Origin of the sequence: Paracoccus sp. TOH (genome assembly GCF_030388245.1) — a bacterium.
GTDB lineage: Bacteria > Pseudomonadota > Alphaproteobacteria > Rhodobacterales > Rhodobacteraceae > Paracoccus > Paracoccus simplex.
In genome coordinates this window covers 212772-225000 of the sequence record NZ_CP098360.1, presented here as the reverse complement: position 1 = coordinate 225000, position 12229 = coordinate 212772, and the positions used below count along the sequence as shown (strand labels likewise).

Sequence of the window (12229 nt, the reverse complement as noted above, 5' to 3'; positions counted from 1 at the left end):
TGATGGGGGCCCACAGCCTTACTGAGTCTAAGCAAACTCCGAATACCGGGAAGAACTATCTGGCAGACACACGGCGGGTGCTAACGTCCGTCGTGGAGAGGGAAACAACCCTGACCAACAGCTAAGGCCCCCAATTCGTGGCTAAGTGGGAAAGCATGTGAGACTTCCAAAACAACCAGGAGGTTGGCTTAGAAGCAGCCATCCTTTAAAGATAGCGTAACAGCTCACTGGTCTAATCAAGAGGTCTTGCGGCGAAGATGTAACGGGGCTCAAGCCACGAGCCGAAGCTTTGGGTGTGCATTTATGCACGCGGTAGCGGAGCGTTCTGTGATATAGAACGCTGCCTCTTTTGCTTGTTCGCAAGCAACGGAGGCAATGTTCTGACTGTGAAGCCGGGCTGTAAGGCATCCGGTGGAGTGATCAGAAGCGAGAATGTTGACATGAGTAGCGACAAACAGGGTGAGAGACCCTGTCGCCGAAAGTCCAAGGGTTCCTGCTTAAAGCTAATCTGAGCAGGGTAAGCCGGCCCCTAAGGCGAGGCCGAAAGGCGTAGTCGATGGGAACCAGGTTAATATTCCTGGGCCAGGAGATGGTGACGGATCGCAGAGCTAGTTCTTCCTTATCGGATTGGAAGGGCTGGTGAGCGGTTCCTGGAAATAGCCCTCCACAAGACCGTACCCTAAACCGACACAGGTGGACTGGTAGAGAATACCAAGGCGCTTGAGAGAACCACATTTAAGGAACTCGGCAAAATACCTCCGTAAGTTCGCGAGAAGGAGGCCCCGTTTGTACGCAAGTATGGGCGGGGGGCACAAACCAGGGGGTGGCGACTGTTTACTAAAAACACAGGGCTCTGCGAAGCCGTAAGGCGACGTATAGGGTCTGACGCCTGCCCGGTGCCGGAAGGTTAAAAGGAGAGGTGCAAGCCTTGAATTGAAGCCCCGGTAAACGGCGGCCGTAACTATAACGGTCCTAAGGTAGCGAAATTCCTTGTCGGGTAAGTTCCGACCTGCACGAATGGCGTAACGACTTCCCCGCTGTCTCAAATGTGGACTCAGCGAAATTGAATTGTCTGTGAAGATGCAGACTTCCCGCGGTTAGACGGAAAGACCCCATGCACCTTTACTATAGCTTCGCACTGGCATCAGGATTGTGATGTGCAGGATAGGTGGTAGGCATCGAAGCAGTGACGCCAGTCGCTGTGGAGCCATCCTTGAGATACCACCCTTCGCACTCTTGATGTCTAACCGCGGCCCGTTATCCGGGTCCGGGACCCTGCGTGGTGGGTAGTTTGACTGGGGCGGTCGCCTCCCAAAGAGTAACGGAGGCGCGCGAAGGTTGGCTCAGAGCGGTCGGAAATCGCTCGTTGAGTGCAATGGCAGAAGCCAGCCTGACTGCAAGACTGACAAGTCGAGCAGAGACGAAAGTCGGCCATAGTGATCCGGTGGTCCCGAGTGGAAGGGCCATCGCTCAACGGATAAAAGGTACGCTGGGGATAACAGGCTGATGATGCCCAAGAGTCCATATCGACGGCATCGTTTGGCACCTCGATGTCGGCTCATCTCATCCTGGGGCTGGAGCAGGTCCCAAGGGTACGGCTGTTCGCCGTTTAAAGAGGTACGTGAGCTGGGTTTAGAACGTCGTGAGACAGTTCGGTCCCTATCTGCCGTGGGTGTAGGATACTTGAGAGGAGTTGCCCCTAGTACGAGAGGACCGGGGTGAACGTTCCACTGGTGGACCAGTTGTCGTGCCAACGGCAGTGCTGGGTAGCTATGAACGGACAGGATAAACGCTGAAGGCATCTAAGCGTGAAGCCCCCCTCAAAACAAGGTATCCCTTGAGAGCCGTGGAAGACCACCACGTCGATAGGCCGGAGATGTAAGCGCAGCAATGCGTTCAGTTGACCGGTACTAATGGCTCGATTGGCTTGATTTGATCCGGAAGAAGACAGACCTGTCTCGCTTCCAAAAGCATCCTTGGACAACACTTCCCAAACGGGAAACGCCGATCGCTTCTTTTCCGGTCTGGTGGCCAAAGCACGAGCAAAACACCCGATCCCATCCCGAACTCGGCCGTTAAGTGCCGTCGCGCCAATGGTACTGCGTCAAAAGACGTGGGAGAGTAGGTCACCGCCAGACCTGAAAAGAAGCGATACATCCCTCAAAACGATCAACGACAGAACATGCCCTGCCGCGGGGTAGAGCAGCCCGGTAGCTCGTCAGGCTCATAACCTGAAGGCCGCAGGTTCAAATCCTGCCCCCGCAACCAACCATAATTATTCAATGTTATCAGTATATTGACTTTGTGCATCTCCTTGATGCGCACTGTTTGACACTCCATGCCCCGCTTTCCGCGGGGCTTTTTGCATTTGCTCCGCCGCTTCAACAACCTCATGCACCGGCTGCCCTGGTGCCAGGCGCAACAAGCTGGCCAAGGCGCCGTGAAGATGGATCGCCAGGCCGGGTTTCCGGTCTCGCCTTCCTCTGCCGGAGCCGTGTTTGGCGGAGTTCCGGAACGCGGCATCTACGACAATATGCGAACTGCGGGGTCGGCCGCGGCAAGGAGCGACAGGTCAATATGCGCTTCCTTGCCATGGCCAATCACTATGGCTTCGAGCCGGAATTCTGCAATCCGGCCGCAGGCTGGGAGAAAGGACAGGTCGAGAAGAACGTCCAGGATGCGCGACCGCGGCCATGGCAACCGATGCCGAACTTCCCCGATCTGGCGTCGCTGAATGCCTGGCTGAAGCAACGTTGCATGGAGTTGTGGCGGGAGATCCCGCATGGAATCTGTGCCGGCAGCATCGCCGATGTCTGGGCCGAGGAGCAGCCTGCGCTGATAGCCCTGCCGCCCGGCTTCGACGGCTTTGTCGAGCAAAGCAAACGGGTCTCACCCACCTGCCTGATCAGCTTCGAGCGCAATCGCTACAGCGTGCCGGCGTCCCAATCGTCCCGTGAGCCTGCGGATCTATCCCGAGGGTCTGGTCATTGCCGCCGAAGGGTAGATCCTGTGCGAACATGAGCGGATAATCCAGCGATCGCACCACCTGCCATATCGTATCATCTACGACTGGCGGCACTACCTGGCGGTCATCCAGCGCAAGCCCGGCGCCCTGCGCAACGGGGCGCCCTTCGTGGAATTGCCACCCGCCTTCAAGCGCCTGCAGGAGCAGATGCTGCGCCGCACCGGCGGCGATCGCGAGATGGTCGATATCCTGGCCCTGGTTCTTCATCACGATGAGCAGGCGGTGCTGACCGCGGTTGAGTTGGCCTTGGCGGAAGGTGTCGCGACCAAAACCCATGTCCTGAACATTTTGCATCGCCTGATCGATGGTAAGACCGAAGGCCCACCCATCGACACCCCCCAGGCGCTGCACCTGCGTCGCGAGCCCAAGGCCAATGTCGAGCGTTACGATGGTCTGCGGGCTCATATGAGCGGAGGCCGCCATGCGTCATGATCCTGCCAGCGGCGCCATCGTGATCATGCTCCGCAGCCTCAAGATGCATGGCATGTCGCAGGCCGTCACCGACCTGATCGAGCAAGGCGCACCGGCTTTCGAGAGTGCTATGCCGATTCTGACCCAGCTCCTGAAGGCCGAGATGGCCGAGCGAGAAGTCCGCTCCATTGCCTATGACATGGAGATTGCCCGCTTCCCCGCCTGCAAGGATCTGTCCGGTTTCGACTTCTCAGCCAGCGAGGTGAATGAGGCGACGGTGCGCCAGTTGCATCGCTGTGAGTTCATGGACGGGGCGCAGAACGTCGTGCTGATCGGTGGCCCCGGCACCGGAAAGACCCAAGTTGCCACCGCCCTTGGCATCCAGGCTATCGAGCACCATCGCCGCAAGGTCCGGTTCTTCTCGACCATAGAGCTGGTCAATACGCTCGAGCAGGAAAGAACACGAGGAAAGGCCGGCCAACTCGCAGAGATCCTGATGCGGCTGGATCTCGTGATCCTGGATGAGTTGGGATACCTGCCGTTCAGCGCCTCAGGCGGCGCCTTGCTCTTCCACCTGCCGCCAAAATGACCACCGCGCTGCTCGATCGCCTGACCGACCGCTGTCACATCCTTGAAACCGGCAATGACAGCTTCCGCTTCAAGGCTAGCTCGGCCGCCGCGACCCGTAAGAAAAAGGGGAACACCAATGTCTTGACCCAGTCATGACCCGAAAAACATAATCTCAAGGTGGGTCAATTCTCGATGGAAAACCCGGGTCAGTTCTGGGTGGAAATCAACAGTCATCTCCTCATATTCGGCGTCGTATGTAATGAAGTTCCGCGAGATTTTCGGATGTGTCGTGGAAGCCGAGGGGCTTTTAATGCCGCGCCGTGCCGCGATATTGGTTGCATTTCAGTCGAGAGGTTTGTGCATGGCCCATTTCTTCACTGCCGATACCCATTTCGCCGATGACCCGGTGCGGTGGTTCTTCGGTCGGCCCTTCGCCTCGTCCGAGGCGATGGATGCCGCGATGATCGCCCGCGCCGGGGTGGTCGGCGCCGAGGACGACCTGTGGATCGTCGGCGATTTCGCGGCTTGCGAGACCGAGGCGGGACGCATGGCCGCGCCGGCGGCCTTCGCGGCGCTGCCGGGGCGGAAGCACCTGGTGCGCGGCAACCACGACCCGGACTGGCTGGTGCGGACGCTGCCCTGGGCCTAGGTTCACGATCTGGTCGAGATCGCCGTCGGGGATCGCCGCTTCGTCCTGTGCCACTATCCGCTGATCACTTGGAATGGCGCGCGGGCGGGGGCGGTGCAGCTGTTCGGCCATGTCCACACCCGCTGGCGCGGTGCCGAGGGGCAGGTCAATGTCGGCGTCGATCAATGGGATTTCACACCCGTCACCCCGGATCAGGTCGAGTTGGAGGCCCTGATGCTGCCGCCGTCGCGCTTTGCATGCTCTTGCGGTTTTCGGCACCCGGTTGCGGCAAGATTCCGCACCCGATCGCGTGATCCTTCGGCGCCTGATCGCGTGAGGATTCGGCACCGAAGGATAGAAGGGTGCCGTCAGAGATCGTCGAAGCTGGCCTCGCGGCGGCGGAGAGACTCGCCGCGCAGCTTGATATGGTGGCGATCCCGCGACAGGCGGTCGAGCACGGCATCGGCAATGACGGGATTGTCGATAAACGAATGCCAGTCGTTATAAGGACGCTGCCCGACGATGATGGTGGACAGCGTTCCGGCGCGGTCCTCGATGATGTCGAACAGGATCGATTTCTCCCCCTCGCTCATCGCGACCTTGCCGAAGTCGTCGAGGATCAGCAGCTTGAACTTCGCCAGTTTCTCGCGCTCGCGCAGATACACCCCGTCCTCCAACGTCATCGACAGGCTGTAGAGCAGGTCCGACACCTTGAAGTATCGGGTCTTATGACCTGCGCGAATGGCCGCCGTGGCAATGCAGGAGGCAACCCAGCTTTTGCCGGTGCCAGTCTCGCCGCTGATCAGGATGTTCCAGGCATGCGGAATCCAGGCGCATTGCAGCAGCTCGTGCATGATCGCCGGCTTGAGGCCGCGAGCTTCAGTGTTGATCAACTCCTCAGGCGCCGCTTTCATTGGCAATTTGGCCTCGCTCAGCATCCGCGCCAGCCTGCTAGACGCGCCCCGCTCCTTCTCGGCAATCAACAGCGAGGCGACCCGTTCGATAAAGGCCATCTCGGTGTAGATCGGGTTGCCTGACTGGCGGTCGAGGGTATCGGCGAAACCTGCCAGCGAAAGCTCGCGCGCAAGCGCAACGACATGGTCATGCTGCATCGTCATCGTCCTCCGCATAATAGCCTGCGCCACGGATGTTATCACTGGGCGGTTGTGACGGCCCCGGCTCGTGTCGGGATGGCTTGCGCGGCCCGCGGTCGAGAATCTGGCGCAGGGTGTTGGCATTGATCTGATTGCGCCGGATGGCTTCGACGCAGGCGGCATCGATGGCTGCCTTTCCATGGACCGACCCGACCTCAAGGAGCCGACCCAGCATGTTATGGGTTGCGCGTGGATTGCCATTGATCTCCAGATGGAGAGATACGAAGCGGCCCAGCGTCGGGCTATAGCTGGTCGCTCGCTCGATCAGGGCATCCGGGTTCTGGCGCCACATGGCCCGGTGGTTTTCAGGCATATGCGCGGGATCGATGACCGGGGCATCATCCTGCGGCGTGACGATTCGCCGGGTGTGGACGGCGACGAGCGATGAATCGTGATAGATTTCGACAGTCGCGGCGGTCGTCTTGATGTTCACGGTCTCGCCGATGAGGCGGTAAGGCACGCTGTAGTCACGGCCATCGACATTCACATGGTAATGGCGCTGGACCTTGATGCCGGCTTTCCAGGTGCCGTAATCATAGGATGCTTCCGGCAGCGGTCGGAGTTCGGCGGCTTCACGGGCCTCGAACCGTTCGGTTCGCGACATTTTCCAACGCCGCATGACCTTCCGGTTCAACCGATCCAACGCCAGATGCAGCAGGTCATTCAATTCGGCTATCGAACGCGGCTGTCTGAACCTGCGCCAGAACGACCCGCAGCACTATCCTTTCGAGACTCTTGCAGAGATCGTGCGAACGTATGGCGTGGTGGGTCACCACTTGGACGATGGGCTTAAAGCACTGATCGATAACTGGCTGGATCAGCTCGTAATCTATGCCCGCAAGCGAATCGGCGTGCTTGCCTCAGGATATCAAAGGGACAAAGCCCAATCGGCGCTCGATAAATGTTGGCTCTTGATGGTCAGAGAGCGAATGTGACTTGGCACGAGATTTTGTCTTCATCTACGATTGGAGTCCGCTCCACGGTAATCTGAAATCTGTTTTGGGCCGGCTCGCGTTGAAGGCTGACCACAACCCGCCCCCCAACCAAAACGGGTCTTCGCGCCAGATGCAACGAACGACTGCTTTCCGCCCTTTTTGTCTCCGTCACTGGCAGTAACAGCGAAGGCGAGAACCGCTGCGATAGTTCAGGTCTCCGCGCTTCTCGCCTTCGCTGGCTCTGAGACCGGCACCGCTGGAGCTACTGGCACCGAATGTCATGCAACTGGGTGCCGAAGCTGTACGCAACCGAGTGCCGAACCGAGTGAGAACTAGCAGCTTGCAGCGGATGGTGGAGGGAAGGGAGTGAAAAGCGGGTAACGACCGCAGAGTGGAAAAACTGTCGCAGGTTCGATGTGCTCACCCTACTACGTGGTGGGAATATCGGCAGGGTGAGGGTTGCAGACGTCACCCAAGATGCGAGAAACTAAGCGGGGAATTGCCGCACGGCTTGTGCGACCCTGTCCAAGATCGGGTGAGCATCCTTGATTTTGTCGAGTACCTCGCCGATGGGGGCGAGTGTGGTCGACAAGTCATCATCCGAATAACCTTTGATGATTTCCTCACGATCAAATGTCAATGGCAGTTTGAGAACGAACTCACTAGGTCATGTTGACAAATTTCGAAGCCATATCCTGATGCAGGCTATGTCGACGAAGCCGAGGAAGCTGTCTGCGGTTTTGTCATAGCGGGTTGTCAGCCGCCGGGTGTTCTTCAGCTCGTTGAAGCAACGCTCGACCATGTTGCGCAAGGCGGAGATGGCCATGTCGACGCCCTGGCGAACCTTCCGGTTCTTGCGCATCGGGATCATCGGCAGGCTCTCGATATCTTCCCGAACTTTCTCAGGGCCATGGCCCTTGCCGGCGACCAGAACGGCGGGCTGCGGCAGGGTGTCGGCCATCACCAGATCGTAGCCGGTGTAGTCTGAATCCTGCCCCGGTGTGATTTCGGACCTTATCGGGAAGCCCGCGCCGTTGACGCGGCGATGGATCTTGGTCGAGCGCCCACCTCTCGACCGGCCAAGAGCCTCTTTCGGAGTCCCCCTGTTGCGCCCGCCGCATGATGGTGCGCCCGGATCCCTGTGCTGTCGACCATCTGCAACTTGTCCGGCGCAATCCCCGCGTGGTTCAGCGCATCCAGGATACCTTCCCACAGCCCCGCCAAGGGCCAGCGGCGGAGCGGACAGTAGACCGACGGCCAGGTCGCGCCAAGGCGCACCGGTTCGCGCGATCCGGAGAATCCCATCCAGAACAACACGATGATCCGCAGGCTTCCGCCCATTCGGGTGCCGGACAGCACGAATGAAGCCCTCGAAGAACGCCCACTCATCGTCGGATATCAGGTTGCGCGCCAAGATCATCTCCGACGTAGAGATGAGCTTGAATCATGGATCGCCGACCAGCGGAATCCCTGTTGTCCACACGGCCTAGAAAAGGCTGCTCATGCCCCCCTCAATGCGGCGGCTTGAATCACGCAGCATCGGCCAGCCCAAGCAACTCCGCTACCGCTCGATCATTTGTATCTGGCGGTTGCTTTCACGGATAAGCCAAGCGATGACTTGTCCGAGCTTTGCGTTGCGCGCTGCGCTGTATGGGACGGTAACATAATAGCCGCGATCCGAGATCACAGACTGTTCGGATACACGCAGCAACGATCCAGTTTCGAGATACTGATCCAGCAGACCAGACCAGCACAGGGCGATTCCGTGTCCGGCAAGCGCAGCGCTGATCAAGGTGCTGTAGCTGTCGAATTCAAGCGTGTTGAGCTTGCCGGAGGGAGCCTCTTTGAGCGCGGCCAGCCATGTCGACCACCGATACCAGCGATTGAATGGATCGGACAGATCCAACAGAGGCCCTTGCAATATCGCCGCCATGTCCAGTGGGGCATCTCGGGAGGCCAGAAAAAGTGGACTGCACACGGCAAAGACCGTCTCGCTCAGGACCATGTTTGACTGCCGTCCCGGCCAATCGCCGGCACCGAAGCGGATATCGATATCGGTCAGCATGTCGCCGCTGCCGTGATCCCCGGTCATCAAGCTGAACTCGAGATCGGGAAAGGCCTGGCGCAGGGCTGTCAACCGCGGCACCAGCCAGAATGACAGGAAGCCGGGCGCCGCAGAGATGGAAATTCGGCCCGAATCGCTTTGTCGACGAAGGTCGAGGACGACCGTTTCAAGCTGCGACAGGCTGATGCACAGCGCATCCATCAACTGTTTTCCGGCCGGTGTCAGCGTCGTCGGTTTCGTCGTGCGGTCGAACAGTTTCAGGCGCAGATCCGCCTCTAATGCTGCAACGCGGCGGCTGATCGCGGGCTGGGTTACGTTCAGTTCGCGGGCCGCCCGGGTAAAGGAGCCATGACGCGCTGCAGCATTGAATGCGAGCAGGTCGGAAAAGGGCGGTAGAGCGGCCATAATCATTACCCAGAAGAATGATAGTATGCGTTTTTTCGGGCTTAACGGAAACCTAATCTGCAAGCAATCATTAAGGCGCAGGCTATGAAACGGAGATGGAACGAAGTGCTCGCGCATGCCAACTTGTTATCCTTGCACGATGTTGATCAACATCGGCTGGCGCCCCTGCTTGCGCCGCGCTCCATCGCTTTGGTCGGGGCATCGCGTAGACGGAACACTGTTGGAAACGACATGGTTCGTAACATCATCGCCAGCGGTTATGATGGCGCGGTTTATCCGGTGAACCCCGGTTATGCGACACTTTACGGCTTTCGCTGCTACGCCGGTTTGACGGCTCTGCCCGAACCCGTCGATCTGGCGATCCTGTCGGTGCCCAACCGAGTTCTGGAAAATGTGGTGGACGAGGCGATTGCCGCAGGTGCCCGCGCTCTGGTCATCTTTGCCAGCGCCGAGCTTGAGGGCGAGCGGGACGATTTGCTGCGCGACCGCATCGCCCACAAGGCCCGTGAGGCGGGCGTGCCGCTTTGTGGCGCGAACTGCATGGGATTCTTCAACCTGTCGCATCCGGTCCGGGCGTTCTCGGCATTCCACGCGGATCCGCTGACGGCCGGAGGGCTGACCTGCATTGCCCAGTCCGGTTCGCTGCTCCAAGCACTTCTGTTCAATGATGAGCGGCTGAAGTTCAACCTTGCGGTGTCAGCCGGGCAGGAATTGGTCACCACGGCCGCCGATTTCATGGATTATGCGCTGGATCAGCCGGAAACCAGATGCGTCGCCCTGGTGCTGGAGGCGATCCGCGATCCCCGCACCTTTGTCGCTGCGCTTGAAAAGGCCAATCGTCGCGGTATTCCGGTCATCGTGCTGAAGCTGGGCCGGACCGAGGCTGGGGCCCAATTCGCGCTGAGTCACACCGGCGCCATCGCCGGCAACGCCGAGGTCTATGAGGCACTGTTCCGCCGCTACGGTGTCATCAGCGTGCGCGATCTGAACGAGCTGGCGCAGACCGCGATCCTGCTCAGCACCATCCGCAAGCCGCTTCGGCCGGGCGGGTTGGCTGCCATTCTTGATTCCGGGGGGGAGCGCGAACTGATCGTGGATGTCGCCTCGGATCTGAATGTCCCCTTTGCGCAAATCAGCGCCGCGACCACGCAGGTGCTGGCCGAGAATCTGGATCTCGGGCTCAGCCCCGTCAACCCGGTCGATGCCTGGGGAACCGGCAAGGATTTCGAGGCGATCTTTGAAAACTGCCTGACCGCGTTGATGGCGGATCCCGACACCGGCATCGGCATGTTCGTCGCCGATCTGGCTGAGGAACTGGACCTGCATGACGCCTATATCGACATCTGCCAGTCGGTGGCGCGGACCAGCGACAAGCCTCTGGTTCTCATGACGAATTACAGTGCCTGGAGCCATCGGAAACATGCGTTGCGCCTGTCGCGCGAAGGCGTCGCGGTGCTGGATGGCACCACGACCGCCTTGCGCGCGGTCCGTCACGCCATGGACTACCGCGACTTTGCCGCCCGCGCGCCGATACAGCAGGACGAGCATTGCGAAAATCCGCGGGCCGCTCATTGGCGCGCGCTCCTCGCCAGCCGCACCAGCGCGCTCAGCGAGGATGAGGGCTACGCCCTGCTCTCGGATTACGGCATCCGGGTGCCGGCCTACCGCATCGTCAATTCGCGGCAAGAGGCGATCATCGCAGCGTCGGAAATCGGGTTTCCCCTGGTCGCCAAGACCGCGATGCCGGGCATCCTGCACAAAAGCGATGTCGGCGGCGTCATGCTGGGGATCGCGGATGCGGATGCGGCGGGTCGCGCCTATGATGATCTGTCGGCCCGTCTTGGACCTCGCGTATTGCTGACCGAGATGGCCCGCGGCCAGGCCGAGATGGCGTTCGGCCTGGTCAGCGATGCGCAGTTCGGCAGCTTTGCCATGATTGCCTTCGGCGGCATCTGGATCGAGATCCTGAAGGACAGCCAGCTTGCCATGGCTCCGGTCGATCGCGCGGTCGCGGCGCGCCGGATCGCCAGTCTCAAGATGAGCGATGTCCTGAATGGCGTCCGCGGTGCGCCGCCCTGCGATACGGCGGCGCTGATCGACGCCTATGTCAATCTGGGCGCTCTGGCGCGCGATCTTGGCGCCCAGATCGCCGAGCTTGATATCAACCCGGTCTTGGTCGGCGAGGACGGCGTCATCGCTGTAGACAGCCTCATCGTTCCTGCCCCCGCCGTCGAGGCCCAGCATGTCCACTGATCATGTCCGTTACGCCATTAACGGGGCCATCGCCGAAATCACTCTGAACCGGCCGGCAAAGCTTAACTCGATCACCGGGAACATGGTCGAGGCGCTGCATCTATGCATGGACAGGGCCGAAAGCGACCCAGCCGTCCGCGCCATCCTGTTGCGCGCCGAGGGCAAATCCTTTTCCGCCGGCTTCGATCTGGGCGAGATGGATTCCAACCCCTCACGGCCGGCCATGCGTGCGGTGTTGCAAGCGGATTACGACATCATCATGCGTTTCTGGCATTCGCCGAAACCGACGATCTCCGCGATCCAGGGCTATGCGCTTGGCGGCGGTTTCGAATTGGCCATGGCCTGCGACGCCAGCATTGCTTCCGAGGATGCCTGTTTCGGCGAGCCCGAACCCAAGTTCGGTTCCGGCATCGTCGCCCTGCTGTTGCCCTGGCTGACCGGCCCCAAGCAGGCAAAGGAAATGCTGCTGTTCGGCAATGACCGGATTGACGCCCTGCGTGCCCTGTCTTGGGGGCTGGTCAACGCCGTCGTCCCACGCGGCTTGCTGGATGACGAGGCTCGTGCCCTGGCCCGGAATGCGACGCTGCTGGATGCCAGCGCGGTGCGTCTGACGAAGCAGGCGATCAACGGCAGCTATCAGGCGATGGGGATGGAAGGGGCGCTGAGACAGGCGCTGGCCCTGGATCTGGAAATCGAACTTTCCCAGGATGAGGAATCCGTCACCTTCCGCCGCATCCTGGCCGAACAGGGCGTCAAGCCCGCCATCGCCTGGCGCGAGGCGCG

General features: G+C 60.1%; 6 protein-coding genes, 1 tRNA gene, 2 rRNA genes and 4 pseudogenes (1 of these 13 running past the window's edge). 9 read left to right on the top strand and 4 right to left on the bottom strand.

Annotated elements, in window-relative coordinates:
- The 6 genes and pseudogenes from NBE95_RS01040 to NBE95_RS01015 all read left to right on the top strand — a co-directional run.
- Window positions 1-1935: ribosomal RNA gene (locus NBE95_RS01040) — 23S ribosomal RNA — on the top strand (it extends 897 nt beyond the left edge of the window).
- Between the two features lie 88 nt (window positions 1936-2023).
- Window positions 2024-2138: ribosomal RNA gene (gene rrf / locus NBE95_RS01035) — 5S ribosomal RNA — on the top strand.
- Between the two features lie 53 nt (window positions 2139-2191).
- Window positions 2192-2268, top strand: a tRNA-Met gene (locus tag NBE95_RS01030).
- Window positions 2269-2494: 226 nt separating this feature from the next.
- Window positions 2495-3457 (top strand): annotated as a pseudogene (locus NBE95_RS01025) (IS21 family transposase); the annotation flags it as partial.
- Window positions 3447-4162, top strand: a pseudogene (locus tag NBE95_RS01020) (ATP-binding protein). The pseudogenes NBE95_RS01025 and NBE95_RS01020, both read left to right, overlap by 11 nt.
- A gap of 205 nt (window positions 4163-4367) precedes the next feature.
- Window positions 4368-4655, top strand: coding sequence for a hypothetical protein (locus NBE95_RS01015; RefSeq protein ID WP_289894061.1), 288 nt, complete (start codon window positions 4368-4370; stop codon window positions 4653-4655).
- Between the two features lie 347 nt (window positions 4656-5002).
- Here NBE95_RS01015 and NBE95_RS01010 read toward each other — a convergent pair whose 3' ends face one another.
- The gene (locus NBE95_RS01010) at window positions 5003-5746 is read right to left on the bottom strand and encodes an ATP-binding protein (RefSeq protein ID WP_289894060.1); all 744 of its coding nucleotides are present in this window, start codon (window positions 5744-5746) and stop codon (window positions 5003-5005) included.
- Entirely contained in the window at window positions 5736-6392 is a 657-nt protein-coding gene (locus NBE95_RS01005; protein ID WP_289894059.1) for a hypothetical protein, read from the bottom strand. The genes NBE95_RS01010 and NBE95_RS01005 overlap by 11 nt, the downstream gene beginning before the upstream one ends.
- A 13-nt stretch (window positions 6393-6405) precedes the next feature.
- On the opposite strand from NBE95_RS01005, the gene NBE95_RS01000 reads away from it, so the two are divergent.
- The gene (locus NBE95_RS01000) at window positions 6406-6723 is read left to right on the top strand and encodes a hypothetical protein (protein WP_289894058.1); all 318 of its coding nucleotides are present in this window, start codon (window positions 6406-6408) and stop codon (window positions 6721-6723) included.
- A gap of 667 nt (window positions 6724-7390) precedes the next feature.
- Here the strand turns inward: NBE95_RS01000 and NBE95_RS00995 are convergent.
- Together NBE95_RS00995 and NBE95_RS00990 are read right to left on the bottom strand one after the other, a co-directional pair.
- Window positions 7391-8143, bottom strand: a pseudogene (locus NBE95_RS00995) (IS5 family transposase).
- Between the two features lie 141 nt (window positions 8144-8284).
- On the bottom strand, window positions 8285-9310 hold the full coding sequence (locus NBE95_RS00990) for a LysR substrate-binding domain-containing protein (protein ID WP_289894057.1): 1026 nt from the start codon (window positions 9308-9310) through the stop codon (window positions 8285-8287).
- On the opposite strand from NBE95_RS00990, the gene NBE95_RS00985 reads away from it, so the two are divergent.
- Together NBE95_RS00985 and NBE95_RS00980 are read left to right on the top strand one after the other, a co-directional pair.
- Complete coding sequence (locus tag NBE95_RS00985) at window positions 9299-11446, top strand: acetate--CoA ligase family protein (protein ID WP_289894056.1); 2148 nt, start codon at window positions 9299-9301, stop codon at window positions 11444-11446. The genes NBE95_RS00990 and NBE95_RS00985 overlap by 12 nt on opposite strands.
- Window positions 11436-12026, top strand: a pseudogene (locus NBE95_RS00980) (enoyl-CoA hydratase/isomerase family protein); the annotation flags it as partial. The gene NBE95_RS00985 and the pseudogene NBE95_RS00980, both read left to right, overlap by 11 nt.
- Window positions 12027-12229 lie beyond the last annotated feature (203 nt).

Bases quoted from the DNA above. Each gene is read 5' to 3' on its own strand.
- NBE95_RS01010 (WP_289894060.1), bottom strand. From the start codon at position 5,746: ATGCAGCATGACCATGTCGTTGCGCTTGCGCGCGAGCTTTCGCTGGCA.
- NBE95_RS00990 (WP_289894057.1), bottom strand. From the start codon at position 9,310: ATGCGCGAGCACTTCGTTCCATCTCCGTTTCATAGCCTGCGCCTTAAT.
- NBE95_RS01000 (WP_289894058.1), top strand. From the start codon at position 6,406: ATGACCTTCCGGTTCAACCGATCCAACGCCAGATGCAGCAGGTCATTC.
- NBE95_RS01015 (WP_289894061.1), top strand. From the start codon at position 4,368: ATGGCCCATTTCTTCACTGCCGATACCCATTTCGCCGATGACCCGGTG.
- NBE95_RS01005 (WP_289894059.1), bottom strand. From the start codon at position 6,392: ATGTCGCGAACCGAACGGTTCGAGGCCCGTGAAGCCGCCGAACTCCGA.